At 71.7% G+C, this 24,992-nt stretch carries 21 protein-coding genes and 3 pseudogenes; 10 read left to right on the forward strand and 14 right to left on the reverse strand.

Translation table 11 applies throughout. The annotated features are described in order from the left end of the window. Positions 1-87: 87 nt before the first annotated feature. Complete coding sequence (locus ACZ59A_RS30895; protein ID WP_470965318.1) at positions 88-1,365, reverse strand: MFS transporter; 1,278 nt, start codon at positions 1,363-1,365, stop codon at positions 88-90. A gap of 79 nt (positions 1,366-1,444) precedes the next feature. Here ACZ59A_RS30895 and ACZ59A_RS30900 point away from each other — a divergent pair, with 79 nt between their 5' ends. Beyond that, a complete protein-coding gene (locus tag ACZ59A_RS30900) occupies positions 1,445-2,338 on the forward strand; it encodes a LysR family transcriptional regulator (RefSeq protein ID WP_470965320.1) in 894 nt (297 codons plus the stop codon). A gap of 70 nt (positions 2,339-2,408) precedes the next feature. On the opposite strand, the gene ACZ59A_RS30905 is transcribed toward ACZ59A_RS30900, so the two are convergent. From ACZ59A_RS30905 to ACZ59A_RS30915, 3 genes are all read right to left on the reverse strand, one after another. After that, positions 2,409-3,299, reverse strand: a complete 891-nt coding sequence (locus tag ACZ59A_RS30905) for a geranyl diphosphate 2-C-methyltransferase (RefSeq protein WP_470965323.1) — start codon at positions 3,297-3,299, stop codon at positions 2,409-2,411. A 17-nt stretch (positions 3,300-3,316) separates the two neighbouring features. Next, a complete protein-coding gene (locus tag ACZ59A_RS30910; RefSeq protein WP_470965326.1) occupies positions 3,317-4,522 on the reverse strand; it encodes a family 2 encapsulin nanocompartment cargo protein terpene cyclase in 1,206 nt (401 codons plus the stop codon). A gap of 120 nt (positions 4,523-4,642) precedes the next feature. Next, a complete protein-coding gene (locus tag ACZ59A_RS30915) occupies positions 4,643-6,055 on the reverse strand; it encodes a family 2B encapsulin nanocompartment shell protein (RefSeq protein WP_470965329.1) in 1,413 nt (470 codons plus the stop codon). 546 nt (positions 6,056-6,601) lie between these two features. Between ACZ59A_RS30915 and ACZ59A_RS30920 the strand changes: the two genes are divergently transcribed. Beyond that, a complete protein-coding gene (locus ACZ59A_RS30920; protein WP_470965332.1) occupies positions 6,602-7,561 on the forward strand; it encodes an alpha/beta hydrolase family protein in 960 nt (319 codons plus the stop codon). 33 nt (positions 7,562-7,594) lie between these two features. On the opposite strand, the pseudogene ACZ59A_RS30925 reads toward ACZ59A_RS30920, so the two are convergent. After that, positions 7,595-7,921 (reverse strand): annotated as a pseudogene (locus ACZ59A_RS30925) (TauD/TfdA dioxygenase family protein); the annotation flags it as partial. On the opposite strand from ACZ59A_RS30925, the pseudogene ACZ59A_RS30930 reads away from it, so the two are divergent. Both ACZ59A_RS30930 and ACZ59A_RS30935 read left to right on the forward strand, forming a co-directional pair. After that, positions 7,915-8,984: pseudogene (locus ACZ59A_RS30930) on the forward strand (oligopeptide/dipeptide ABC transporter ATP-binding protein); the annotation flags it as partial. The pseudogenes ACZ59A_RS30925 and ACZ59A_RS30930 overlap by 7 nt on opposite strands. Then, positions 8,981-10,018: an LLM class flavin-dependent oxidoreductase gene (locus tag ACZ59A_RS30935; RefSeq protein WP_470965335.1), complete on the forward strand. Its 1,038-nt coding sequence runs from the start codon at positions 8,981-8,983 to the stop codon at positions 10,016-10,018. The pseudogene ACZ59A_RS30930 and the gene ACZ59A_RS30935, both read left to right, overlap by 4 nt. Positions 10,019-10,066: 48 nt before the next feature. On the opposite strand, the gene ACZ59A_RS30940 is transcribed toward ACZ59A_RS30935, so the two are convergent. The 3 genes from ACZ59A_RS30940 to ACZ59A_RS30950 form a co-directional block, all read right to left on the reverse strand. Further along, positions 10,067-11,365, reverse strand: a complete 1,299-nt coding sequence (locus tag ACZ59A_RS30940; RefSeq protein ID WP_470965337.1) for an MDR family MFS transporter — start codon at positions 11,363-11,365, stop codon at positions 10,067-10,069. Between the two features lie 68 nt (positions 11,366-11,433). Continuing rightward, positions 11,434-12,420 carry a trypsin-like serine peptidase gene (locus ACZ59A_RS30945; protein WP_470965340.1) on the reverse strand — a complete coding sequence of 329 codons (987 nt, stop codon included), beginning with the start codon at positions 12,418-12,420 and terminating at the stop codon, positions 11,434-11,436. A 159-nt stretch (positions 12,421-12,579) separates the two neighbouring features. Continuing rightward, positions 12,580-12,999 carry a TOBE domain-containing protein gene (locus tag ACZ59A_RS30950; protein WP_468050697.1) on the reverse strand — a complete coding sequence of 140 codons (420 nt, stop codon included), beginning with the start codon at positions 12,997-12,999 and terminating at the stop codon, positions 12,580-12,582. A 349-nt stretch (positions 13,000-13,348) separates the two neighbouring features. On the opposite strand from ACZ59A_RS30950, the gene ACZ59A_RS30955 reads away from it, so the two are divergent. Together ACZ59A_RS30955 and ACZ59A_RS30960 are read left to right on the forward strand one after the other, a co-directional pair. Beyond that, on the forward strand, positions 13,349-14,653 hold the full coding sequence (locus ACZ59A_RS30955; RefSeq protein ID WP_470965344.1) for a methyltransferase domain-containing protein: 1,305 nt from the start codon (positions 13,349-13,351) through the stop codon (positions 14,651-14,653). Positions 14,654-14,775: 122 nt separating this feature from the next. Then, positions 14,776-17,172 carry an Orn/Lys/Arg family decarboxylase gene (locus tag ACZ59A_RS30960; RefSeq protein ID WP_470965347.1) on the forward strand — a complete coding sequence of 799 codons (2,397 nt, stop codon included), beginning with the start codon at positions 14,776-14,778 and terminating at the stop codon, positions 17,170-17,172. Here the strand turns inward: ACZ59A_RS30960 and ACZ59A_RS30965 are convergent. From ACZ59A_RS30965 to ACZ59A_RS30975, 3 genes are all read right to left on the reverse strand, one after another. Continuing rightward, positions 17,160-18,065, reverse strand: a complete 906-nt coding sequence (locus ACZ59A_RS30965) for an NmrA family NAD(P)-binding protein (protein ID WP_470965349.1) — start codon at positions 18,063-18,065, stop codon at positions 17,160-17,162. The genes ACZ59A_RS30960 and ACZ59A_RS30965 overlap by 13 nt on opposite strands. 108 nt (positions 18,066-18,173) lie before the next feature. Further along, positions 18,174-18,494, reverse strand: a complete 321-nt coding sequence (locus ACZ59A_RS30970; RefSeq protein ID WP_470965352.1) for a VOC family protein — start codon at positions 18,492-18,494, stop codon at positions 18,174-18,176. Positions 18,495-18,557: 63 nt separating this feature from the next. Further along, on the reverse strand, positions 18,558-19,385 hold the full coding sequence (locus tag ACZ59A_RS30975) for an MOSC domain-containing protein (protein ID WP_470965355.1): 828 nt from the start codon (positions 19,383-19,385) through the stop codon (positions 18,558-18,560). 113 nt (positions 19,386-19,498) lie between these two features. Here ACZ59A_RS30975 and ACZ59A_RS30980 point away from each other — a divergent pair. Together ACZ59A_RS30980 and ACZ59A_RS30985 are read left to right on the forward strand one after the other, a co-directional pair. After that, a pseudogene (locus ACZ59A_RS30980) lies at positions 19,499-19,912 on the forward strand (PIG-L deacetylase family protein). Positions 19,913-19,952: 40 nt separating this feature from the next. Further along, complete coding sequence (locus ACZ59A_RS30985; protein WP_470965600.1) at positions 19,953-21,200, forward strand: MFS transporter; 1,248 nt, start codon at positions 19,953-19,955, stop codon at positions 21,198-21,200. Here ACZ59A_RS30985 and ACZ59A_RS30990 read toward each other — a convergent pair. Beyond that, the gene (locus ACZ59A_RS30990; RefSeq protein ID WP_470965358.1) at positions 21,184-21,720 is read right to left on the reverse strand and encodes a hypothetical protein; all 537 of its coding nucleotides are present in this window, start codon (positions 21,718-21,720) and stop codon (positions 21,184-21,186) included. The two genes, ACZ59A_RS30985 and ACZ59A_RS30990, sit on opposite strands and share 17 nt — an antisense overlap. Before the next feature lie 253 nt (positions 21,721-21,973). On the opposite strand from ACZ59A_RS30990, the gene ACZ59A_RS30995 reads away from it, so the two are divergent. Both ACZ59A_RS30995 and ACZ59A_RS31000 read left to right on the forward strand, forming a co-directional pair. Continuing rightward, positions 21,974-22,381 carry a YciI family protein gene (locus ACZ59A_RS30995; RefSeq protein WP_468050687.1) on the forward strand — a complete coding sequence of 136 codons (408 nt, stop codon included), beginning with the start codon at positions 21,974-21,976 and terminating at the stop codon, positions 22,379-22,381. Positions 22,382-22,389: 8 nt separating this feature from the next. Further along, complete coding sequence (locus ACZ59A_RS31000) at positions 22,390-23,535, forward strand: RNA polymerase sigma factor (protein WP_470965603.1); 1,146 nt, start codon at positions 22,390-22,392, stop codon at positions 23,533-23,535. Here the strand turns inward: ACZ59A_RS31000 and ACZ59A_RS31005 are convergent. Then, complete coding sequence (locus tag ACZ59A_RS31005) at positions 23,487-24,434, reverse strand: hypothetical protein (RefSeq protein ID WP_470965361.1); 948 nt, start codon at positions 24,432-24,434, stop codon at positions 23,487-23,489. The two genes, ACZ59A_RS31000 and ACZ59A_RS31005, sit on opposite strands and share 49 nt — an antisense overlap. Positions 24,435-24,519: 85 nt before the next feature. Next, entirely contained in the window at positions 24,520-24,942 is a 423-nt protein-coding gene (locus tag ACZ59A_RS31010) for a hypothetical protein (RefSeq protein ID WP_470965364.1), read from the reverse strand. Positions 24,943-24,992: the final 50 nt, after the last annotated feature.

The following is a 24,992-nucleotide window of genomic DNA, read 5'->3' on the forward strand; positions in this document are numbered from 1 at the left end:
CTGCCTTCCTGTTCGCTGGAATGTGTAGCGTGAGTGCCGGGAACGCCCACGGCAAGTCGGCTTGCCACGTTCCGGCCAACTGCCGGTTCAGCAGGTCTCGCCCACCGGAACCGGGGTATCCCGCCGGGCGGTCTCATGGCTGCGCTCGTGCCGGGCGAGCGGCCCCACCAGCACGATCAGGGCGGCCGCCGCCGCGAAGGCACCGTCCATGCCGAGCACTTGGGAGACCACGCCCACGGCCACGGCGCCCACCCCGGTGCCTGCGTCGTACGCCATGTTCCACGCCGTACTGGCCATGCCGTGCCCCCGCGGACCCGCCCGGCGGAACATCATCACCAGGGTGTCGTTCTGCAGGGCGCCGAACCCGAGCCCGTACAGCCCCGCCGCCACCGAGGCCAGTACGGCGGGAGCGGGCAGACCGGCGGCCGCCCCCGCGACCCCCGCCGTACCGAAGGCGCACGCCAGCACCCCGGGCACCAGCAGCCGCCCCGACCCGGCGCGATCGCTGAACGATCCGGCTGCCGAGCGGCCGACGATCACCGCCGCGGACAGCACGAACAGCGCGGTCGGGGCGGCCGCCTCCCCCTTCAGGGCGAGCGGGAGGAAGGAGGTCATCCCGCCCAGAGCACACGCGGAGACGATGAGCATCGCCCACGGCCCGGCCAGCGGGCGCAGACCCCCCGCGGGACGGCTCGTGCCGCCCTGCTCGGTCCGCTCCCGCCCGGACGACGCCTCCGCATCCCCCTCCTCGTGCTCCGCCACCCGCCGCCCCGACATCAGCCCCGCCAGGGGAGCCGCCAGCACGCTCGCGGCTCCGGTGACGACGAAGACGGCGGTGAAGCCGAACTGCTGCGCACACCACACCCCCGCCGGGAGACAGACGACCTGCGGCAGACCCACCGCGACCCCGTACCGGCCCACCGCCCGGCCACGCTGGCCCGGTGGCACCAGCTCGGCCACCAGGGCGCTGCCCGCCACCGCGACCATGCCGAAGCCCACGCCCCGCACCGCCGAGACGGCGAGGACCCACTCCAGACCGGAGGAGACCGGATAGGCGAACGTGGGCAGGCCCAGCAGCAGGGCACCGGCCGCCAGGATGCGCCGCAGCCCGTACCGGCGCAGCAGCCCGCTCATCACCAGCTGAACGCCCACCGTGGTCGCCATCGTCACTCCGGTGGCCGCACCCACCCCGCCGTGCCCGGAGCCACCCTCGGCCGACCACAGGGAGACCACGGACAGCAGGGGCGCGTAATTGGAGAACGTCCCCAGCGTGGCGACGAGCAGCAGGAGGAAGTCCCGCCCCGCCAGTCCGGTGGGGGAGCGCCGCTGTGCCGGGTCGGTCCGGCGCGAGGTGAAGAGGACCATGACTCAAGTTGTAGGTGCTCGGACCCATCGGGTCCAACGAACATATCCGATCCATACCATCACTGATTACGATGAGTGAATGGAGCTGAAGCACCTCACGACGTTCCTCGCCGTCGCCCGCCACATGAGCTTCACCCGAGCCGCCCAGGACCTGGACTACGTCCAGTCGAGCGTCACCGCACACATCAAGGCCCTCGAGCAGGACCTGGACGCCGCACTCTTCGAGCGCCTGGGGCGGCGCATCACCCTCACTCACGCCGGTCGCGAGCTACTGCCCCACGCGCGGCAACTCGCCCACCAGGCGGAACAGGCCCGCCAGGCCGTCCAAGGCGTCAGCGGTGACCCCCGCACCATCCGCGGCACCCTGCGCATCGCCGCCCCCGAAAGCCTCTGCGCTCACCTCCTGCCACCCGTCCTCCGGGCCCTGATGGACCACTTCCCCCACCTCCGCGTGGCCTTCGGCCCCGCAGACCGGAACACCCTGCTCGCCTCCCTCAACGAAGGGACCCTCGATGCCGGATTCCTCCTCGAAGAACAGATCACCGCCCCCATGGCCACCAGCGAACTCCTCGCCCGGCAGCCCCTGCGACTGATCGCCCACCCCGGCCACCCGCTTCTGCGCCGCCGCCACGTCACCACCGCCGACCTCGCCGACGAAACCCTGCTCCTCATCGAGCCCGGCTGCGCCCAACGCGACGTCATGGAACGCGAACTGGGCGACGCGGTCATCCAGCCCACCACCATGGAATTCGTCAGCGTGGAAGCACTCAAACGCTGCGCCGCGGCAGGTCTGGGCATCGCCCTGCTCCCCGCGGCGGCCGTCGCCGACGAACTCGCCCGCGGCGAGGTGGCACCCCTGCCCTGGACCAGCAAACCCGTCCTGGGCATCCACTATCTGCGCCACAAGGACCGCCTGCCCAGCACTGTCCTCACCACTCTGGCCGACCTGGCCCGTCATCACTGGACCGGGTAGCCGCCGAAGGGCCGGGCCCGAGGGGGGACGGGCCCGGCTCTTTCCGCTCCTTCCGCCGGCAGGCGGGCGGTCAGACGCGGTCGGCTGCGATCAGCAGGTACTGGAAGGAGCCGTCCTTGTAGGAGTTGATGAACGCCTCCTCGATGCCGGTCACCAGCGAGGACGTGGCCCGCAGCTCCCAGTAGGGCAGGGTTGCCGCGGTGAGGTCGACGACCGCCTGCGGGACGAGGCGATTGTCGGCCATGGCGCGCAGGTACTCCCGGCGGGAGTGGATGTTGCACTCGAAATGCGCGTTGATCTGCGAGACCCACTTCGACGGCTGGCCGTAACGCGGGTTCCAGCAGCCGGTGATGGTCACGTAGCGGCCGCCGACCGCGAGGATGCGGGAGTGCTCGGCGAACAGGTCGTGCAGGTCCACGTACATGGTCGACTCGTTGTTCCACGAGGCCGCGGCCTGCCCGGTCTCGAAGGGCATACCGAGCATGTTGCACACGTGGGCGCGGACGTGGTCCTCGATCCCGAGTTCGCGTGCCCGCCGGTTGGCGAAGTCGGCCTGCTTGGCCGACAGCGTCACGCCCTCCACCGTGCACCCGAAGCGCTGGTGGGCCATCACCATGGACCCGCCGCGGCCGCATCCGGCATCCACGAGCGTGTCGTCGCGCTCGATGGGACCGAGATGGTGCAGGAGAAGTTCGGCCTGCGCGGACTCCAGGCGGTGCAACTCGGCGATCAGCTTCTTCTCGTACTCGCTGTCGCCGTCGTCGCCGAGGGCGGCGTGGTCGACGTCACCGATGCCGTAGTGGTGGTGGTACAGGCCGTCCACATCGCCGAGCCGCAGGTTCACGGGCCTGGCCTCGCGATCCCAGTAGCGGGCGATGTCCCCCTGGTAGGGCGTCGCCGGGGCGGGGATGAACATGGAGGAGGGATCGGCGATTTCGGTGGTGTACTCGGTGCTGGTCATCGACAAGTCCATTTCTCTTACCAGAAGTCGGGCAGGCTGTAGCGGTAGGTATTGGTCTGGTGCCAGTAGTGGTTGCCGTCGACCCACACGGCCACGCCGCGCAGAAAGCGCTGCACGGTCGGAACGGGGAGGGCGACGGCCAGGGCCGCTGCCTCGGCCTCGAAGTCGTGCATGAGGTCGTTGTGGACCTCGACCGCCTTCAGATAGGCCTCGCGCTCGGAGAGCCCCTCACGCTCGGCGAGCACCACGGGCAGGTTCAGATGGCGGCCGGGGCTGGCCAGTTCCTTGGTGTACGAGTACAGGTCGTTCACGATGGTGGTCGCGTTCCCGGCGAGCGCGATGACCCGCTGCATCGCGGGCCGGGCGTGCAGGTCGGCGGGCAGTTCGTAGCCCCCGACGGTGTCGGTGATGGTGGGGCAGGGCCGGAAGTTGTTGAACTGGCGCATCGCCAGGTATTCCCACACCTCGGGGACGTGGTCCGTCTGCGCCCAGGCCGCCTCGGCGAGGTACCCCATGTGCAGACGCGCCATGTCGTGCCGGAACCGGTCGGCCTGGGAGGCGCTGGACTCCCGGAGGAAGTACTCCATGGCCGAGCGGTAGGCGCGCCGGGGCGCGTCGGAGTGCAGCGACTCCGCCCACTGCGGCTGGTACTCCTTCGCCGTGTGCAACGGGTCGAGGGCGGTGTGCGCCAGCAGAAGGCGGCCGCCGAGGCCGATGGGCGAGCCGCCGTGGTCCTCGCAGTAGCAGTCGTCCACCGCGTTCTCGGCGACCATCATGCGCGTGGCGAGCATCAAGTGGTCGACGGTGGGGGCGTCCGGATGGCAGGCGACCATGTAGCGCCCCACGGAGAACCCGTCGAACTGGTCCTCCCAGTCGTCGGGGTACAGGTCGACCTCGTCCAGCGCCCAGGCCTTGATCCGGCGGCTGACCTCCTCCACCCGCCCGGGGTCGGGCTCCGGCACCGGGTGGTAGTAGAGCCCCGGGACCGGGTGGCCCTCGGCCGGATCCTCCGGCGGCGCGGGCGGCGTCGGCTCCTCGCGCGGGGCCAGGTGCAGGCTCGCCGTGCCCAGGCCGCTGGGACCACGCAGGATCCGTTCCATGCCGACGCTCGCGGTGCGCACCTCGACGGCGGCGACATCGGCGGGAGCGGCGTCGAGGGCGGCGATGTCCGCAGACGGCGGGGCGGGCAAGGGAGGCGGCGGGGAAAACTCAGGCGCGGGCATCCATGGCTCCTCGGTGGGGTGGGTGGCTGTCCCGGACGGACCCCGGGCATGCGCGACCTGCCCGGGATCCGGGCCGTCGTGGCCGTGGGGCCGTCGTAGCCGTCGGGCAGGGGAGGGGAACTAGTCGCGGCTGCGGGCGATCTGCACGTTCTCCAGCACGCCGAGGGCGTCCGGCACCAGGATGGCGGCGGAGTAGTAGGCGCTGACGAGGTAGGAGATGATCGCCTTCTCGTCGATGCCCATGAAGCGCACCGACAGGCCCGGTTCGTACTCCTCCGGCAGACCGGTCTGCCGGAGGCCGACGACCCCCTGGTTGTCCTCGCCGGTGCGCATGACGAGGACCGAGCTGGTGTTCTCCTTGCTGATGGGGATCTTGTTGCACGGCAGGATCGGGACGCCGCGCCAGGCCGGGACCTGCTGCCCGCCCAGGTCGACATGGGTCGGATACAGCCCGCGGGAGTTGAACTCCCGCCCGATCGCCGCGATCGTCCGCGGATGGGCCAGGAAGAACTTGGAGCCGCGGCGGCGGCAGAGCAGTTCGTCGAGGTCGTCCGGGGTGGGCGGGCCGGAGTGGGTCTGGATGCGCTGCTTGAAGTCGGCGTTGTGGAGCAGACCGAACTCCCGGTTGTTGACCAGCTCGTGCTCCTGGCGCTCCCGCAGCGCCTCGATGATGAGCCTCAGCTGCTCCTTGGTCTGGTCCATCGGCTCGTTGTAGAGGTCGGCGACCCGCGTGTGGATCCGCAGCACGGTCTGCGCGACGGAGAGTTCGTACTCGCGCGGCTTCAGCTCGTAGTCGACGAACGTGCCGGGCAGCGCGGGTTCGCCGTTGTGACCGGCCGACAAGGCGATCTCGGCCTCGCCGCGATGGTTCTGCCGCCGGTCGCCGAGCGAACGGAACACCCGCACATGGGTTTGGAGGCTCGGCGCCGCCGACAGCACGGCGGCGAAGTCGGCGCGGGACAGGGTGAGCAGGGTGCCGCTGGTCTCGGCGGTGGCGGTGGAATCCCACCGGGCGTCCTCGTCCAGCAGGGCGTCCTCACCGAACCGGTCGCCGTCGGCGAGCACGGCGACGCCGACCTCGTCTCCGTACTTGCCGACCGTGGTCCGCTTGACCCGGCCATGGGCGATCATGTGGAACTGCTCGGCGGGCGCACCGCGCTCGACCAGCGTTTCACCGGCCCGGAAGTCGCGCTGGACGCACCGGTCGGCGATGGCCGTCAGCACCTCCACGTCCTCGAAGCCGCGCAGCAGGGCCAGTTCGCCGAGTTCGCGGGGGATCACCCGGACCGTGGCACCGTCCTGCACGAATTCCACGCGCCCGTCGCCGACGGTGTAGGTCAGCCGACGGTTCACCCGGTAGGTGCCGCCCTTGACCTCGACCCAGGGGAGCGACCGCAGCAGCCACCGCGAGGTGATCCCCTGCATCTGCGGCGCGGACTTGGTCGTGGTCGCAAGGTTACGGGCAGCCGCCGTGCTCAGGCTGGACTGCCGAGTCGGCTCCTGAGGTGCTTCCGGGCTGGTACCAACAGTCATCGGGCGAGCTCTCCTTCGGAACGGCGATGGCCTCGCGCACGTGCGCGACACCGGAAAAGAGGAAGGGAGGGGTAGGCGTCCGGGTATCCGCCCGGACCCGGGGAACAGTAGTGGCCGGTGCGCCCGATTGGCCGTAGGGAGTCGCCACTATTAACTCGATAAGATGATCGTGAGCCGCGTGGGGTTTGGGCCGGGCTCAGCGGGGTTCAGGACATCCGGCAGTCCTGGGCCGAGAAGCGAATGGACCAGGCAGAACCGCGGTAGCGGATGCGGGGCCGTACGGATGATCCCGTACGGCCCCGCGGCAGTGTGTGGCGCGTGTGCTTGCGCTACGCGTCCTCGTCGGCGTCCTTGATCGGCGTACCCGTGGGCGGGGTACCCCCAGTCGTACGCGTCGCAGTGGCCGACGGCGGCCGCTCATGCCCTGATGCGCGGAACTGGGTGCACTCCGGCAGCCGTTGACGAAGCGGAACAGTGTTCCGTATATTAATCGGAACAGCGCTCCGTTTTTCGTGTGGCCGGAGCCATCGAAGGGAAACCCGCATCATGAGTGAACCGACGTACACAGCCGACCCGTTCAGCTCGCCCGCTCCCGTCCTCTCGGTCAGCCCGGTCGTGCTCCCCGCCCCCGGGCGGCCCGTGGATCTGGAGATGCGCGTCTCGGCGCCCGTGACCGGGAGCGACCTGCCGGTCATCCTCCTCTCGCACGGCCAGGGCTACTCGCACCACCTCTCCTCGCTGAACGGCTACGCCCCCCTCGCCAACTTCTGGGCGGCGCACGGCTTCGTCGTCATCCAGCCCACCCACCTGAGCTCCCGGACGCTGAGCCTGGACCCCGGTACCCCCGGGGCGCCGCTGTTCTGGCGATCACGGGCCGAGGACATGAAGCGCATCCTCGACCAGCTCGATGTCATCGAGGCCGCCGTCCCGCAGCTCCTCGGGCGCCTGGACCACAGCAGGGTCGCCGTAGCCGGGCACTCGATGGGCGGGCACACCGCGAGCCTGCTGCTCGGCGCCCGGCTCACCGATCCGGACGACGGTACGGAGGTGAACCTGGCCGAGCCCCGCATCACGGCGGGCATCCTGCTCGCCGCGCCCGGCAGGGGCGGCGATGCCCTCAGCCCGTCCGCGGCCGAGATCCTTTCCTTCGCCTCGACCATGGACTTCTCCACGATGACGACACCCACGCTCGTGGTCGCCGGTGAAAAGGACGCCTCCGCCCATCTGACGGTCATGGGCCCGGACTGGCACGCCGACCCGTACACCCTCTCTACGGGCCCCAAGGCCCTGCTCACCCTGTTCGACGCGGAGCACGGCCTCGGCGGGATCTCCGGATACGACGTCGCCGAGACCACCGACGACAACCCCGAGCGCGTGTCCGCCGTCCAGCGGCTCACCTGGGCCTACCTCCGCACCGAGCTGTACCCCGGGGATCCCGCGTGGCAGGCGGCACGCGACGCGCTGACGGCGGACCCCGACCCGCTCGGACGAGTGGAATCCAAGTAACCCACGCGGCACCGTAGCCCGACTGGGCTCGGATCAGGTCTGCGCGGCCACGCCATCGGTGGAGGCGCCCGAGGCGGCTCCGTAGGCGGGCTCGGGCACCGACTCCGGGGCGAGCAGCACCGAGCGGCGGCCGTCGACGCCGACCGGTACGTCGCCGTCGATGGTGATGCGGCGCAGGGTGCGCTCGTGGTCGTCGGAGTCGTCGGTGCCGTAGTGCTGGGTGGCGCGGTTGTCCCAGATGGCGACGTCACCGGCGCGCCACTGCCAGCGGATGGTGTTCTCCGGACGTTCGATGTGCGACTGGAGGATGTCGATGAGGGCGCGCGAGTCGTGGCCGTTGAAGCCGGTGAGCTTCTGCACGACTGCTGGCCGCCGTGCCCCGGCTGTCGTCCCCCTCCGGCACCCGGCTCACCGGCATCCCCGGCGCACCGCCCGACCTGTCACTGCCACTCGCCGGCTGCGCCTTCGCGCAGCGGTGCGCGGCGGCCGACCAGCAGTGCCGGACCGAGGCGCCGCCCCTGGCCGACGGCGTGGCGTGCTGGCACCAGGACACCCAGCCGGTCACGGCGGCCCCGCCCGCCGAACACACCGCCCCCGCCCCCGCCGAAGGAGCCGCACCGCTGCTGGAGGCCACCGCCCTGCGCAAGGAGTTCCGGGGACGCCGCCACGCCCCGCTCGTCGCCGTCGACGCCATCTCGCTCACCCTGCACGCGGGCGAAACCCTCGGCATCGTCGGAGAGTCCGGGTCCGGCAAATCCACCCTCGCCCGGCTCCTCGCCCACGCCCACCCCGCCGACGGCGGCACGATCCGGCTCCGCGGCGAGGACGTCACCCGGCCTCCCGCACGGCGCTACGGGCGCTGCGCCGCCAGGTGCAGATGGTGTTCCAGGACCCGTACGCCTCCCTCAACCCCCGGATGACCGTGGGCGACATCGTCGGTGAGCCCCTCCTCGTTCACGGGATCCACCCGGACCGCGCGGCACGCCGAAGGCGGGTCGCCGAGCTGCTGGAACTGGTCGGTCTGGACCCGGCCGTCGCCGACCGGCTGCCCCGCGCGTTCTCCGGCGGCCAGCGCCAGCGCATCGGAATCGCCCGCGCCCTCGCCCCGGAGCCCTCCGTGCTGCTGTGCGACGAACCCGTCTCGGCGCTCGACGTCTCCGTACAGGCCCAGATCGTCAACCTGCTGGCCGACCTTCAGCGCGACATCGGCCTGGCACTGCTGTTCATCGCCCATGACCTGGCCGTCGTACGGCAGGTCAGCCACCGCATCGCGGTCATGCACCGGGGCCGGATCGTCGAGACGGGAGCCGCGGACGAGGTGTGCGTCAACCCGCAACACCCCTACACCAGCGCCCTGCTGGCCGCCGCGCCCGAACCCGCCCCGATCGCCGCGGCGGCGATACTGGAGACTCCTGCCGTATGACGACACACACGCGGGCGCCGGTGAGCCCCAAACCTCTGCGGAAGCTCGGCTTCCTGACCATCGGGCTGTTCGACGAAGCCGACCCGCGCCCGGGCCACGAGTCCACACTGGAGATCATCGAACGGGGCGAACGTCTGGGGTTCGACAGCGCCTGGGTGCGCCACCGCCATCTGCAATACGGCATCTCCTCACCCATCGCCGTCCTGGCGGCGGCTTCGCAGCGCACCAGCCGCATCGAACTGGGCACGGCCGTCATACCCACGGGATGGGAGAATCCGCTGCGGCTGGCCGAAGACCTGGCGACGGTCGACATCCTGTCCCGGGGCCGCCTCAATCCGGGCGTCAGCGTCGGCCCGCCGAACCACTACGACCAGGTCAAGGGCGCGCTCTACCCGGACACGGCCGATGCCGAGGACTTCAGCCACGAGCGCGTCCGACGGCTGCTGGACTTCGTACGCGGCGAGCCCGTCACCGGCTTCAGCGGTGTCGAGGGCTTCGAAGTGTTCTCCGACCGGGTCCAGCCGCACTCCCCGGGACTCGGCCGCCGCATGTGGTACGGCGGCGGCAGCCTGCGGTCGGCCCGGTGGGCCGGTGAGCACGGAATGAACCTGCTCACCAGCAGCGTCGTGAAGGCGGAGGAGTCCGAGGACTTCGCCGAGATCCAGCTCTCGCACATCCGGACCTTCCGCGCCCACCACCCCGACGGCGACCGTGCCCGAGTCTCCCAAGGACTCGTCGTCATCCCCACCGACACCGCCTCGCCCGAGCAGCGCGCGAAGTACGAGCAATACGCCCGCGAGCGGCTGCCACGGACCGCCACGCCGCAGGGACCGGCGCGCATGATGTTCGCCCCCGACCTCGTCGGCACCTCGGAGGAGATCGCCGAACGGCTCGCCTCCCACGCCGCCTTCCGGGAGGTCGAGGAGGTCGCGTTCGCGCTGCCGTTCACCTTCGGCCACGAGGACTACGTCCAGATCCTCACCGACATCGCCACCAGGCTCGGCCCGGCACTGGGCTGGCGACCGGCCACCTGACCCACAAGGCAGACCCGGCCACTTCGGACAGCCCCGACGAGGCCGTCGTCAGCCGGAACGCGTGTCCGCGGCCCCGCCCGGCTCCCGGCGGCGGGGCAGCAGCGCCACCGCGAGGGCGGGAACGACGGCGAGAACGAGCCACGGCACGGCGGGCGGCAGACCCAGGTCGAGCAGGGAGCCGGTGGCCGAGCTGCCGATGAGGACGATCACGCCGGACACGGAGGACAGCGCGCCCGTGTAGAGGCCGAGCCGTCCGTCCTCGGCGAGGTCGGGCACCCAGGCGCGGGCGGCCGGGACGACCAGCATCTGGCCCAGAGTGAGCAGGACGACGAACCCCGCGGCGGGCAGCAGCCCCACGGCCCCCGACCACCCGGCCGGGCGCGCGGCGGCCACCACCGCGAAACCCGCCGCGATGAGCAGCAGCCCGCCCGTCATCGAGCGGCGCAGGCCGAACCGGTCGCCCGCCCAGCGGGTCACCGGGAGCTGGGCGCACACCACCAGCAGCGAGGACAGCGCGAACAGCCAGGACAGCGGAGTCTGGGAACCCGTCGCGCGCTCCACCTCCTCCGGCAGCGCGAGGTAGAGCTGGTTGTAGGCGAGCAGATAGGTGCCGTACGCGCAGCACAGGGCGAGGAAGCGGCGGTTCGCCAGCATGGCGCGCACCCCGCCCCGCTCCCGGGTGCGGGCCCGGCCGGGGATGTGCTGCGGCATCAGCCGCACGTGCCCGGCCAGGACGAGGACGAAGACCCCCGCTCCCGCGAGGCACGCGGTACGGAAGTCCACCACCAGCAGCAGGCCGCCGAGCAGCGGTCCGACGAACGCCCCGGCCTGCCCCGCCGCGCTGAACAGGGCCAGCACCCGGGTACGAGGGCCACGGCCCTCCTCCTCCCAGATCACCGCCTGCCGGGCCACCTCGGACTCCACCGCGGGGGAGAACAGCGCGGCGGCGAAACCGATCAGCAGCACCGCGCCGACCACGGCCCAGACCGACCCCGCGTACCCCAGCCAGGCGAACCCGGCGATCCGCAGCACGCACCCGGCCAGCACGACCGGCCGCACGCCGTGCCGGTCCACCAGCCAGCCGCCGACCACGAACAGACCCTGCTGGCTGAAGGTCCGCAGGCCCAGGACGAAGCCGACCAGCCAGCCCGCCATGCCGATCGCGGTCCCGAGGTGCTCGGCGAGGAACGGCAGCACGGCGTAGAAACCGACGTTGAAGGCGAGCTGGGTCAGGATCAGCAGCCGCAGCAGCGGCGACAGGTCCTTCCAGGTCCGTTCGCGTGGCGGCTTGGGGACCCGGGCGGTCCGGCCGGTCCGGGCCGGGGCCTGGGAGAGGGGATCGGTCACGGGTCCATCCTGGTGCACAGGGGCCACTCGCCTCCGCGCGGGTCCCCGCCGCCGGGGCCGGTGTGCCGCTAGGCGGCCTGGGCCTTGTCGTAGAGGGCCTTGGCCACGTCACCGAAGTACGGACCGAACATCTGGTTCGGCAGGAAGACATAGCCGAAGCTGTTCACGGAGACCTGCAGCCCGGTGCCGGTGGCCTCGCTGAAGCCGGTGAGCCAGGGACCGCCGCTGGAGCCGCCCGTCATGTTGCAGGCGAGGCCGTGGTCCTGCGTGAAGAGGAAGTCCTTCGAGCTGTTGCCGCTGCAGTAGATGAGCTTCGTACCGTCGTACGGCGAGGCGGCGGGGAAGCCGAAGGAGTACATCTGCTTGTTGTAGCCGCCGTTGAACTGGATTCCCTGCGCACCGACGACCGAGGCGAGCTTCTGGCCGTTCAGCGGGGCGACGACCGCGGCGCCGATGTCGTTGTTGATGTCCTCGGTGGCTTCCCACTGCGGGGTGGTGAGTGTCGTGGCGGCGGTCCACTGCCCGTACGGCGCGCTGCCGTTGTCGTAGGCGGGCACGAAGACCCAGTTGGTGTGCCAGCTGCCCTGGTACTTCACACAGTGCCCGGCTGTGATGACGGTACTGGCGTTCTGGCTGGTCACGGCATTGCCGGTGCACGAAGCGGTACGCCCCTGGAAGGTGAAGAACACCCGGCCCGAGGTGGTGACCACATCCCCGCCGCCGGTCCACGGGCCACCGGCCTGCGGGAAGGAGGCGGGCGCGGCGGTGGGCTCGACGCTGGTCGACGGCCCACCGGGCTCGGGGGTCTTCAGGCGTTTGGCGGCCTCCCGGGTCAGCAGCAGATCGAGCGGGGTGGCCGCGCGCATCCGCTCGGCGGTCCAGAAGGTGCGGGCCCGGTGCTGTTCTGCGGACGAGGCGGTGTGGGCCGCTGCCGACGGCCCGGGGGCCGGTTCGGCGGGGGATGACGCGCTGGCCGCGGCCCCATTGACGAGGCCGCCGGTGAGCAGGGCTCCGACGGCCAGCAGAATGCCCGCGGCGGTGCGATGGCGTCTCACGCATGTCTCCTTCTGCCGTGCCCGGACTGGTGGGCCCGGGCAGGGTGGGGGAACGAAGAGCGGTGCGGATAGACGTGCGTGAGGCAGCGTGCCACGGGAATCTTGAGTTGTCAGGGGCGCGTTGAGGCAATTCTCGGCCGGACGCCGACGCTGCGGCGTTCACCCGGTGGCGAGGGACACCTCCGTCGACTTCACCAGGGCGATGACGGAGGAACCGGCCTCCAGACGGAGGTCGGTGACGGCGTCCTTGGTGATCGCGGCGGTCAGCTCACCGCCGTCGACCGTGACCTTGACCGAGGCCATGGCGCCGCCCATGGTGACGCCGGTGACCGTACCGGGCAGCCGGTTGCGGATCGACAGCCCCGCCACCGGCTCGGTGGCCAGCGAGACCTCCGTCGACTTGATCAGCGCGCGGACGGCGGAGCCCTCGGCGAGCCCGAGGTCCTCGACGGCTTCCACCGTGATCGCCGCCGTGAGTTCCTGGCCGCCCGTGAGACGGACCTTGACCGCGGCCATGGCCTCGCCGGGCGTGATGGCGGTGACGGTGCCGGGGATCTGGTTGCGGATGCTCAGGCTCATCGCGGAACGCCTCCCGGGGGAGAGGTGGGATTGTCCTGGTTTGGGACTGCTGTGGGTTCACGGTAGTCGGCCCGGGCGCGACCGTCGCGGGCGCGGTCGCACGCGCGAGGCAAAAGGCGTACGAAGGCTCGCGGACCGGTGGCGGCGCCCCCGGGCCGACAGACGGGCATACGCCGACGCCCCCGCCGCACATGCGGGGAGACAGGCGCCGGACGCATCGCAGGAGCCGGAGTGGTGACCGGCAAGGTTGGCATGTGCGTTTGTACGCGACCCGGGCCCGGGTACGGTCATCCGGGAGGTGGCAGCCCGTGCCGAGCGGCAGCCGTGCGGCGACGACGAAGGGTGACGTGTGAGCTGGACCGAACCGACGGACGTCCTGGTCGTCCAGCACCTGCCGCACGAGGGCCCCTACGCGATCCGCGCCCCACTGGAAGCCGCCGGGCTGCCCGTACGGGTATGCCGGATCTGGGCCGGGGACCCGGTACCGGAGTCGCCCGACGGACTGGCCGCGCTGGTGGTCATGGGCGGACCGATGGCGGCGTACGACGGCCCCTCGGCGTTTCCGACCCGCGCCGCCGAGCTGGCACTGCTGCGGGCCGCCCTGGACGCAGGGACCCCCGTGCTCGGCGTGTGCCTCGGCGCGCAACTCCTGGCCGTGGCGGCGGGCGGCGTGGCCCGGCCCGGCGACGGCCAGCAGATCGGATGGGGAGCGGTACGGACCACCCCGGCCGCGCCCGCGGACCCGCTGTTCGCCCCCGCACCCGACCGCCTGCGCGTACTGCACTGGCACGGCGACACCATGGACCTCCCGGCCGGTGTCACCCTGCTTGCCTCCTGCGACCGCTACCCGGCCCAGGCGTTCCGGATCGGTCGCTCGGCCTGGGGGCTGCAATTCCACCTGGAGGTGGACCAGGAAGCCGTCGACGCCTTCGTCACCGCCTTCCCGGACGAGGCGGCCACCGCACCGGACCTCCAGGAGTCCACCCCCGCCGAACTGGCCGCCCTGGCACCGCACCGCGACGGCCTCTTCGAGCGCTTCGCCACCCTCGTGGCATCCCGAGCCGCCCGGACCACCACCCGCGCCCACTTCACCCCGCTGGCCGCCACCTGGGAGGAACACTTCGCCGCCGACGGCCCCCGGTACGCGACAGCCATCACCCGGATGGAGCTGCTCCCGGGGCAGCGGGTCATGGACATCGGCTGCGGAAGCGGCCTCGCCCTGCCCGCGCTGCGCGACGAAGTCGGTCCCAAGGGGGTCGTATTCGGCGTGGACCTCACCCCGGCCATGCTCACGGCCGCCGCCCGCGAAGGACGCGCGGACCTCGCCCGCCTGCTGGTCGCCGACGCCTGCCGACTGCCGCTGCCGACGGGGTCGTTGGACGGCGTATTCAGCGCGGGCCTCGTCGACCACGTCCCCGACTCCGCGGCCGCCCTGCGGGAATGGGCCCGCGTCACCACCCCCGGCGGCACCCTGCTGCTCTTCCACCGCTCCGGCCGCGCCGAACGCGCCGCCCGCCACGGCCGCCCCCTGGCCCCCGACGACCTGCTGGCCGAGAAGAACCTGCGCCCCACGCTCCACGCGGCGGGCTGGGACCTGCTCTGCTACGAGGACGCGGCGCACCACTTCCTGGCCCGGGCGGTGCGCACCGGCTGAGCCCGGACGGTGCGGGGGCGATTTTCCTTCTTTCGGGTGGTCTTCCCCGACTGCGCCGCCATGCACGGGTCCGTCCCTGGAGACTCGGACACCACAGGGGCGTGCAGACGGAGGAGGGGGATATGGCGGGCGACACCGTTCTGTTCGCGGTCCGGGAGCACCCGGGCGGCGACACGGCCGGGGCCGAACAACTGCGCAGGATCCGCGAGGCGGTCGAGGCCGCCGGATTCGCGGTCCGATGGGCCGGTACCGGCGCCGAGGCCCGGACAGTGCTGCGCACCGAAGCCGGGCTGGCAGCGGCATTGGTGGACTGGGAGCTCGATCCCAACGGCGAACCAGCCGGCGAACCGGGCGGCGCCGCCGTCCTGCGTGACATCGGGCGACGGTTCCAGAGCCTGCCGGTCTTCCTCGTCACGGCCGACGAAGGCTTCGAAGACCTGCCGCTATGGGTGTCGGAAACCGTGGTCGGATACGTCTGGCCGGAGGAGGACACCGCTGCCTTCATCGCCGGACGGATTTCCAGCGCCGCCCGCACCTACCGCGAAGCCGTACTGCCACCGTTCTTCAAGGCGCTGCGCCACTTCGACGACACACACGAGTACTCCTGGCACACCCCGGCCCACTCCGGCGGCGTCGCCTTTCTGAAGTCACCGGTGGGCCGGGCCTTCCACGACTACTTCGGGGAGCGGCTGTTCCGCAGCGATCTGTCGATCTCGGTCGAAGCACTCGGCTCCCTCTTCGAGCACACCGGGCCCATCGGCGAGGCGGAGCGGAACGCCGCCCGGGTCTTCGGCGCCGACCTCACGTACTTCGTCCTCCACGGCGATTCGACCTGCGACCGCCTCGTCGGCCACTTCAGCGTGACCCGTGACGAGATCGCCCTCGTGGACCGGAACTGCCACAAGTCGGTCCTGCACGGCCTGGTCATCTCCGGCTCACGGCCGGTGTATCTGATCCCCACGCGCAACGGCTACGGCCTCTCCGGACCGCTGCCCCCGGGCGAGGTCCAGGCCGATACCGTGGCCGCCCGCGTCGGGGGAAACCCACTGACGCGCGAAGCGCTCTCCCCCCGAGCCCAGTATGCGGTCTTCACCAACTCCACCTACGACGGCCTGTGTTACGACGCCGTCCAGGTCGCCCGGGCGTTCGCGGCCAGCACCCCCCGAGTCCACTTCGACGAGGCGTGGTTCGCCTACGCCCGCTTCCACCCCCTCTACGCCGGGCGCTACGGGATGTCCGTAGGACCCGACACCTTCCCCGGCCCGGACCGGCCCACCGTCTTCGCCACCCAGTCCACCCACAAGCTGCTGGCCGCGCTGTCGCAGAGCGCCATGGTGCACATCAAGCCCGCGCCCCGAGCCCCGGTGGAGCACGACCGGTTCAACGAGGCGCTGATGATGCACGGCACCACCTCCCCGCTGTATCCGATGATCGCCTCCCTGGACGTCGCCACCGCGATGATGGACGGCCCACAGGGACGCTGGCTGATCGACGAGGCCGTGACCGAGGCGATCCGCTTCCGCCAGGCGGTGGTGCGGATCGGCCGTCGCATCAAGACCGCGGGCGACCGGCCCGCCTGGTTCTTCGGGGTCTGGCAGCCGGAGACGGTGACCGACCCGTCCAGCGGCGAGCGGCTGCCCTTCGACGAGGCCCCGGCCGAGCTGCTCCGCACGGAACCGTCGTGCTGGGAGCTGGAGCCCGACGCGGAATGGCATGGATTCCCCGGGCTCGGACAGGGCTACTGCATGCTCGACCCGCTCAAGGTGACCGTCACCTGCCCGGGGATCGACGCAACGGGTCACATGGCCGATGCGGGCATCCCCGCCCGCGTCCTCACGTCCTACCTGGCCACCCGGAACGTCGTCGTGGAGAAGACCGACAGCTACACCACCCTGGTCCTGTTCTCCATGGGCATCACCAAGGGCAAGTGGGGCACCCTCCTGGACGCCCTGATGGACTTCAAGGCCCACTACGACGAGGACGCACCGCTCGACCGCGTCCTGCCCGGGCTGGTCACCGCGTACCCGAACCGCTATACCGGCGGCACACTGCGCGGTCTGTGCCAGGAGATGCACGACTATCTGCGCGAGGTGGACCTGGTCCGGCTGCTGGACACCGCGTTCCAGGAGCTGCCGGAGCCGGTCGCACCTCCGCAGCTGTGCTACCAGCGCCTGATCCGAGGCGGCACGGAGCGGGTACGGCTCGGCGACGCGGCGGGCCGGGTGGCCGCGGCCATGGTCACCGTCACGCCACCCGGCATCCCGGTGCTGATGCCCGGCGAGGGCATCGGCACCGTGAACGGTCCGCTGCTGCGCTATCTGACCGCCCTTGAGTCGTTCGACCGCCGCTTCCCCGGATTCCGCAGCGAGACCCACGGCGTGACCATCGACCCCGAAACCGGCGACTACCTGATCGAGTGTCTGTCCCGGGAGGAGGAAGCCCACCACGATGCGGTGCCCGAAAAGATCACCGTCCCGGCCCCGGCCCTGAGCGACGGACCAGCGGCTCAGCCGAGATAGAAGTCCCTGCGAGCGGCCACGAACGACTCGACGGACTGGGCGGGCGTGCCCGTCACGCGAGCGACATCGCCCGTCGCGCGGTCGTAGCGGTTCTCCCGGTGCAACCGGGCCATGGTGGCGATGTGCTCTTCGGTGTGCTGCGGCAGGCCCGCCTTGGCGAGCACCCCGGCCCGCCACCGGTCGAGCGGCACGTCCGCGTACGACACCGGCCGCCCCAGCGCCCGTGAGAACTCCTCAGCCACCTCCGTCATGGGGAGCGAGCGTGGCCCGGTCAGCTCGTAGACCTGCCCGATGTGCGGAGCCGGGTCGCGGAGCACGGTGGCCACCACCCGGGCCACGTCGTCCAGGGCGACCGGCGACGTACGCCCGGTACCGAACGGCAGCGCGATCGTGCCGTTCTCCCGGATCGATTCCGCCGCCAGTGACGTGAACAGCGGATTGTCCAGGAACGACGTCGGCCGGATATGCACCACCGGCAGCCCCGACCAGTTCAGCACCTGCTCCGCCAGCCAGTGCAACCGCTGCTGGTGGGACTCCCCGGTGCTGGTGGCCGTCATCTGCGACACCGTCATCTGTGACATGCCGACCAGCGCGGCCAACCGCCCGTACTCGTGCGCCACGGTGGCCACCACCGTCGCGGCCAGCAGATGGTCCGGCGACACGGGCATCGCGAAATACATCCGCGCGACCCCCTCCAACGCGGCCGCGACGGTCTCGGGCCGGGTCAGGTCGCCGACCACGACCTCCGCGCCGAGCGCGCGCAACTCGGCCGCACGATCGTCGTCACGACGCACCATCGCTCGCACCGGCACGTCCTGCGCGCGCAATTGGCCGAGGACGGTACGGCCCACGCCACCCGCGCCCGCGATGAGGACAAGGTTGCTGACAACCATCGGTGGATCTCCTGAAGCAGACCAGTGGAGTGCGCGGCCGACCGCCTACGGAGAGTAGCGACGGGTCCGGGGCGTTCCACCGCCGACACGCCGCGGGCCACCGGGACGTCAGACCACGTACAGCTCCACGGCACGCCCATCCGGATCCTCCACGACGTGGCGCCCAGGAGCCAACGACGCAGCCACCGTTCGGCTGTCGACGGTGAAGCCCAGCCGCGCACTGGACGCGGGCCGCTCGGCGGTGGCGGGATAGAGTTCGAACACCGTGCTGTCCGGCAGGGTGGCTGCGTAGTGAACGGGGCCGCGCCCGTGCTGCTCCCGGACGAAGGGCAGCCCCAGGCCGGTGTAGAACGCGCGCGACTCCTCCAAGCGGTCGGTGTAGAGGACCACGAGGGCGATGCGGGTGGCGGTGACGGGCACGGCGGACATGAGACTCCCAACTGGTCGTTCGAGAAGCACACCGGTCCGGCGCGCGACCCCGCGGAAGACGCGTCAGAGCTCGGACTCGCCCCACGAGGTGACGTGCACGTCGTCACCCACGGACAGTTTGCCGGGGCCCAGCACGGCGTACTTCGTGCCGAAGGCGACACCGCCCTCGGCGGCTCGGCGGTAGGTGGCCAGGGTACGCAGTGGTTCGGGGCCCGCCTTGGCGCCGGACTCCTGGTCGACCAGGGTGACGGCGCAGCGGATGGCGAGCTTGGCGTAGCCGAGTGCCGTGTCGCCGATGGTGATCCGGTGGGCGCGGTCCTCGGTGTGCGGGGTGTTCCAGCCGCCGACGACGATGTTCGGGCGGAAGCGGTCCATGGGGAGGGGCGGGGTGCCCTGCTCGCCCAGCCGCTCGTTCAGCAGATCCAGGGTGGACCGGGAGAGGACGTGGACGGCGCAGCTGTCGGCGTATCCGGACGTGCCGGGCGTCCGGCCGTCGGTCACCCGGTCATGGTCGGCCGGTACGCGCACCAGGCGGCTCGGGGCGCCGAGGACGTCGGATAACCACGCGGCGGCCTCGTCGCCCTGGTCGATGCCCCGGAACGGCGCCCCGAACAGCTCGACTTCCCCAGGCCGACCGGAGGTGTCGACGTCGATCCCGACCGGGCCCGCGCCCGGCGCGTGCAGCGTGAGCCGCTGCCCGTCAGCGTCGACCTCCGGGCGGATCAAAGCCAGCCGCGGGTCGCGCCGTTGGCTGCGGAAGACACCCTCCTCGCTGGTGACCATGAAACTGCGGTCATGGGCGAGACCCGCGGGCGTCAGCACCCCGGTGTGCGTCGGCATTCCCGCGCACCCCTTGATGGGATAGGTCAGCAACTCGACAACCCTGGCCACATGCTCCCCCTGTCTGTGTGCCTGCCATCACGCCGCGATCCTATGGGCGTGCGGCCCCGCGGCGATTCAGTTTTCGCGGGCGGCCCGTCCCGTCTCACCCGGACGACGAGTCGCTGTCGGCCGGCGGAGTGCTCGCCCGTCACGCGGCCGCGGGCGCTCGTACCGCACGAGGCGGTGCGGCGGTTGGTGGCCCACATCCGGGAATTCCGCCCGGACATCATGGTCACCCACGATGCCTACGGCGGCTCCCCGGGCACCCGGATCACGTGCACACCCACCGGGTGACCATGCTCGCGGACGCACACATCACCGCAACCGTCGATGTCGGCCCGTGGATGGAGCAGAAGATCGCCGCCGTACTGGCGCACCGCTCCGAGGTGGAGCGGGGAGCCCTGCCAGGGGTGATCGCCGACCTCCCACCGCAGGAACGGGAGCGGCTGTTCGCCACCGAGTGGTTCATCCGCCACGCCCCCATCCCAGGTGACGCAAGCGCGAGCCTCCCTGTCGTACCCGCGCCGTCCCTATGATGTTTGCGTGAACATCCGACGGGACGGGGATACGCGGGCGATGCCCGCCGGGCTGGTCGCGCTCGCACTCGGCAGTTTCGGGATCGGCCTGACCGAGTTCGTGATCGCGGGCCTGCTGCCCCAGGTGAGCCAGGACCTGGACGTCTCCGAGGCCGCGGCCGGGTGGCTCATCTCGGGATACGCCCTGAGCGTCGCGGTCGGCGCGATCCTGCTGACCGCCGCCACCACCCGCATCCACCGCAAGGCCGTCCTCGTCGGATTGGTGGTGCTGTTCGTCCTCGGCAACCTGCTCTCCGCCGTGGCGCCCACCTACGCCATCGCGCTGCTCGGCCGGGTCGTCGCCGCCCTGTGCCACGGTTCCTTCTTCGGCATCGGCTCCCTCGTCGCCCGCCGCATGGTCCCGCCGGAACGGGCCTCGCGCGCCGTCGCCGTGATGTTCGCCGGGCTGACGGTCGCCAACGTGCTGGGCGTGCCGTTCGGCGCCCTCGTCGGCGAACGCTTCGGCTGGCGCGCCACGTTCTGGGCGGTCACCGGGATCGGCGTGCTGGCCGTGGCCGCCATCGCCGTGTGGGTCCCGGCCTGGGCGGGCGCCGTCGACGAGGCCCACCGGACGGCCGGTCTGCGCCCCCAGCTGCGCGCCTTCCGCTCCCGCCAGGTCTGGCTGACCCTCACCGCCACCGCCCTCGGCTACGGCGGCATGTTCGGGGCGTTCAGCTACATCGCGTACACGTTCACCGAGGTCACCGGCTTCTCCAGCACCGACGTCGCCTGGCTGCTCGTCGTCTACGGCACCGGCCTGGTCATCGGCAACGTCGCCGGAGGCCGGGCGGCCGACCGTGACCGCGACCGTACGCTGATCGCCTCCCTGGCCGGGCTCGCCGCCACCCTCGCCGCGTTCGGGCTGCTGGCCGAGGGGCGGGTGGCGTCGGTGGTCCTGGTCTTCCTGATGGGTGTCTTCGGGTTCGCCGCCGTCCCCGGCATGATCACCCGCGTCACGGACGCCGCGGGCGGCGCGCCACTCGCCGCCAGCGCCAACGTCTCGGCCTCCAACGTCGGCAACGCCCTGGGCGCCTGGCTCGGCGGCCTCGCGATCAGCGCGGGCCTGGGCTACACCGCCCCGCTGTACATGGGCGCCGCGGTCGCGGCACTCGGCCTCGCCGTGATGGTGATCACCGCACGCACCAGCCCCGCCATCCCACCTCCGCCGACCGGCCCCCACCAGGCGGGCCCCGCCTGGCCGGACCAGGAACCCCGGCCCACCACGCCTGGGGTCAGCCGCCGGTCTTGACCTTGGTGGCCTTGGCGACCTCGCACGTCTTCGGCATGGCGGCGGAGTCGCCCTTCCACTCGGTGGACGCCAGCATGCTCTGCATGACTCCGGCCCGGACGGGCCGGTGGGCGAGGGTGGTGTAGACCGCCTTGTCGGGGTGCGCGGAGTTCAGGAAGCGGACCTTGACGGTGTAGGCGTAGTCCGCCGGGCCGTTCGCGTTGTTCAGCTGGACGACCGCGAACAGCTTGGACGCGTCGCGCAACTGGCACGACTTGATGCTGACTTCAACCTTGGACGTGACGGCCTGGGCGGGGCCCGACCCGCCGGTCCCCCCGTCCGCCGCGGCGGACTTCGACGGCGCGCCCGTCGCGCTCGGCGAGCCGCTGCCGCTGGCGCCGCTCTTCCCCTTCCCGTCCTTGCCGTCCTTCCCGGTGGCGGACGACGCGTCGCCCGACCCGCTGCCGGAGCAGGCCGTCAGGGCGAGGAGGGCAGAGGCGGCGAGCGCGCCGAACGCGGCGACGCGAGGAAGGCGGTGCATGGTGAAAGAGTCCCCCGTCAGGACACGGATTCGCCGGACGGACCGGCCCAGTCCGCTTACGCTAGCACCCGCCGCCGCGCCGGTTTGAGGGGCCGCGACAGGCGCGGAAGAGCCCCTGACGGCCTCGGCGATCCACCCCTGATTCGAGAGAGCCAAGAAATTTTTCGGCGACGATGTCGAGAACCCGTGGCCTGCTCCGTCCCAGGGATGAACGCGACCACAATGGGTCGCACCAGCATCGAGGAGAACCATCATGGCCAAGTACCTGCTGCTGAAGCACTACCGCGGCGCTCCGGCCGCGGTCAACGACGTGCCCATGGACCAGTGGAAGCCGGAAGAGGTCTCGGCGCACATCCAGTACATGCAGGACTTCGCGGACCGGCTGGAGGGGACCGGCGAGTTCGTCGACGGCCAGGCGCTCGCCCCCGAGGGGACGTGGGTCCGGTACGACGGTGAGGGGCGCCCGCCGGTCACCGACGGCCCCTTCGCCGAGACCAAGGACCTCATCGCGGGCTGGATGGTGATCGACGTCGACAGCTACGAGCGCGCCGTCGAACTGGCCGGAGAGCTGTCGGCCGCCCCCGGAGCGGACGGCAAGCCGATCCACGAGTGGCTCGAACTGCGCCCCTTCATGGGCTCGCATCCCACCACCACCGAATGACCACACCGATGAACGAGGCCCTGATCCGGAGCCTCACGCCGGGTGTCCTCGGAATTCTCGTCCGCCGCGGAGCCGACTTCGCGGCGGCCGAGGACGCCGTACAGGACGCGCTCATCGAGGCGGTCCGCGTCTGGCCCGCCGACCCGCCACGGGACGCGAAGGGCTGGCTGGTCACCGTGGCCTGGCGCCGGTTCCTCGACCAGTCCCGGGCGGACGCCGCCCGGCGCCGACGCGAGGACCTCCTCGACGAGGAACCGGCCCCCGGCCCCACCCCCACGGCGGACGACACCCTCCAGCTCTACTTCCTGTGCGCCCACCCCTCACTGACCCCCTCGTCCGCGGTCGCGCTCACCCTGCGCGCCGTCGGTGGCCTCACCACCCGCCAGATCGCCCAGGCGTACCTGGTGCCGGAGGCGACCATGGCGCAGCGCATCAGCCGCGCCAAGCGCACCGTCTCCGGCGTGCGGTTCGACCAGCACGGCGACGTCGCCACCGTGCTGCGCGTCCTCTATCTGGTCTTCAACGAGGGCTACTCCGGCGACATCGACCTCTCCGCCGAGGCCATCCGCCTCACCCGGCAGCTCGCGGCCGCCTACGACCACCCCGAGGTGGCGGGCCTCCTCGCCCTCATGCTGCTCCACCACGCCCGCCGCGCCACCCGCACCGCGCCCGACGGCGGCCTGGTGCCGCTCGCCGAACAGGACCGCACCCGCTGGGACACCGAGTCGATCGCCGAGGGCGTCCGGATCCTGCAGGCCGCCCTCGCCCGCGACCGGCTGGGCGAGTTCCAGGCCCAGGCCGCCATCGCGGCCCTCCACGCCGACGCGCCCACCGCCGAGGAGACCGACTGGGTGCAGATCGTCGAGTGGTACGACGAACTCGCGCGCCTGACCGACAGCCCCATCGTCCGCCTCAACCGTGCCGTGGCCGTCGGCGAGGCCGACGGCCCCCGCGCTGGTCTGACGGCGCTCGCGGAGCTGGACGACTCGCTGCCCCGCCATACGGCGGTAGCGGCGTACCTCCACGAACGCGACGGCGACCTGACGACCGCGGCACGCCTCTACGCCGAGGCCGCCCACAAGGCGTCCAACCTGGCCGAGCGCGACTACTTGACCCTCCAGGCCGCCCGGCTCAACACCCACCGGCGCGGCTGAGGGCGTCCCGCGCCATATCGCGCGAGAACCCGGTCGGCGGCGCGCAGCCAATGGAGTTTGGCGGCCTTCAGTGCGCGGAAGCTGCGGGCGTGAGCGCGGATCGTCTCCGTCTGCAGGCGTGCCTCGGCGGTGCGCCAGATCTCGACGAGCCGGGTCCTGCCCTTGCACCGTACGTCGGCGACCGCGGTACGGATCTCCTCGGGAGACGGCCGGGACGACCTCGCCCAGCCCCGATGGCCGGCGGCGCTCAGCGGATCGGCGTGACGGAAGCCCTCCTTCCGCAGGCAGGCGCTCCACGCGCGCGTGCCGTGGCGGACGGCGGCCTCGCGCCGGGACCGCTCGAAGGTGAGCGTGACCAGCCGGTTGAACGACGAGTGATCGGACTTCGGCGCGCCGCGCAGCAGATCCGCGTGCGCCGCCTTCCAGCACCCTCCCGTGCCGTTGCTCCCGTACGCGGCCCGGCGCTGCCGGGCTTTCAGGGCGGCGTCCCGAGACGTGCCCGCCGCCTCGCGCCGCGCGACGGTCGGCGGGGCGGGCGGAACGTGGTACCCGAAGCGGCGGGCGACCTCGGCCTCGACCAGCCCGTAGCGGCTGCGGTTCGGCGGGGCCAGGTCCTTGCCCGCCGCGCGGGGGAGCAGTGTCCAGCCCATGCCCCGCCCTCGCATACAACGGCGCAGGAGGAGGTCTTCGGCCGACTCGATCGTGTGGATGTCCCGGTCGGACAACTCGTAGGCGTCGAAGGGCAGTGTGATGCTCCGGGCCTCGGCGCCGATGGCCGGAGCGGTTACCTCGTCGCGGGGCGGCCGCTGAGCCGGTGCCGGGGAGGCGCACCCTGCCGCGACGGTACACAGCAGCAGGAGGCCCGCGCCCGAGCGGGCGGCGCTGGAACGGATGGTCATGGCCCCTCCTGTCTCCCTTCCGGTGCGCTCGTCGCGGTGGGGGTGGCGCCCGCCGGTCGGTCCGGGCGCCACCCCCACTCGCGGCCTAGCGGAAGATGACGCAGCTCAGCCGGTTGTCCTTGATCGCGTCGTTGCTCAGGTTCGGGTCATTGGTGCCCGGGTACGACGTCGTGTGCGCACCCGTGCACCGGCCCCGGGCGTTGGCGACGTTCTGGTACAGGTCCACGTAGCTGCGCGTCTGGTTCTTCACCGAGCTGGTGCCGTTGTCGACCTTCCCTCCCCTGTCCCAGGTGTTGTTCCGCAGGTCCTTGTCGGTGCGCGTGACGTACGCCCAGCCGCCGTTGCGGCCCTGGTTGTACTTGTCGTGCTGGTACATGTGGAAGCCACCGGCCTGGGCGCTACGGGCCGTGGGCGCGGAGTCGGCGGCGGACGCCACCGGCACCGCGGCGAGAGCGGACCCGGCGACGAGCGCGGCAGCCGCCAGGGCGGTGCGGATCGAGATCGACATGATGATGATTCCCTTCGGTTCCAGCCCCCGGACCGGCGCGGTGCGGGGGA

The sequence above is a fragment of the Streptomyces sp. NPDC040405 genome (assembly GCF_055595765.1).

What these genes read in the sequence shown, in the direction of transcription:
- ACZ59A_RS30905 (WP_470965323.1), bottom strand. Translation starts at nt 3,299, where the DNA reads ATGACCAGCACCGAGTACACCACCGAAATCGCCGATCCCTCCTCCATG.
- ACZ59A_RS30960 (WP_470965347.1), top strand. Translation starts at nt 14,776, where the DNA reads ATGGCGGGCGACACCGTTCTGTTCGCGGTCCGGGAGCACCCGGGCGGC.
- ACZ59A_RS31005 (WP_470965361.1), bottom strand. Translation starts at nt 24,434, where the DNA reads ATGACCATCCGTTCCAGCGCCGCCCGCTCGGGCGCGGGCCTCCTGCTG.
- ACZ59A_RS30970 (WP_470965352.1), bottom strand. Translation starts at nt 18,494, where the DNA reads ATGTCCGCCGTGCCCGTCACCGCCACCCGCATCGCCCTCGTGGTCCTC.
- ACZ59A_RS30935 (WP_470965335.1), top strand. Translation starts at nt 8,981, where the DNA reads ATGACGACACACACGCGGGCGCCGGTGAGCCCCAAACCTCTGCGGAAG.
- ACZ59A_RS30910 (WP_470965326.1), bottom strand. Translation starts at nt 4,522, where the DNA reads ATGCCCGCGCCTGAGTTTTCCCCGCCGCCTCCCTTGCCCGCCCCGCCG.
- ACZ59A_RS30950 (WP_468050697.1), bottom strand. Translation starts at nt 12,999, where the DNA reads ATGAGCCTGAGCATCCGCAACCAGATCCCCGGCACCGTCACCGCCATC.
- ACZ59A_RS30990 (WP_470965358.1), bottom strand. Translation starts at nt 21,720, where the DNA reads ATGCACCGCCTTCCTCGCGTCGCCGCGTTCGGCGCGCTCGCCGCCTCT.
- ACZ59A_RS30895 (WP_470965318.1), bottom strand. Translation starts at nt 1,365, where the DNA reads ATGGTCCTCTTCACCTCGCGCCGGACCGACCCGGCACAGCGGCGCTCC.
- ACZ59A_RS31010 (WP_470965364.1), bottom strand. Translation starts at nt 24,942, where the DNA reads ATGTCGATCTCGATCCGCACCGCCCTGGCGGCTGCCGCGCTCGTCGCC.
- ACZ59A_RS31000 (WP_470965603.1), top strand. Translation starts at nt 22,390, where the DNA reads ATGAACGAGGCCCTGATCCGGAGCCTCACGCCGGGTGTCCTCGGAATT.
- ACZ59A_RS30920 (WP_470965332.1), top strand. Translation starts at nt 6,602, where the DNA reads ATGAGTGAACCGACGTACACAGCCGACCCGTTCAGCTCGCCCGCTCCC.
- ACZ59A_RS30995 (WP_468050687.1), top strand. Translation starts at nt 21,974, where the DNA reads ATGGCCAAGTACCTGCTGCTGAAGCACTACCGCGGCGCTCCGGCCGCG.
- ACZ59A_RS30965 (WP_470965349.1), bottom strand. Translation starts at nt 18,065, where the DNA reads ATGGTTGTCAGCAACCTTGTCCTCATCGCGGGCGCGGGTGGCGTGGGC.
- ACZ59A_RS30915 (WP_470965329.1), bottom strand. Translation starts at nt 6,055, where the DNA reads ATGACTGTTGGTACCAGCCCGGAAGCACCTCAGGAGCCGACTCGGCAG.
- ACZ59A_RS30985 (WP_470965600.1), top strand. Translation starts at nt 19,953, where the DNA reads ATGCCCGCCGGGCTGGTCGCGCTCGCACTCGGCAGTTTCGGGATCGGC.
- ACZ59A_RS30900 (WP_470965320.1), top strand. Translation starts at nt 1,445, where the DNA reads ATGGAGCTGAAGCACCTCACGACGTTCCTCGCCGTCGCCCGCCACATG.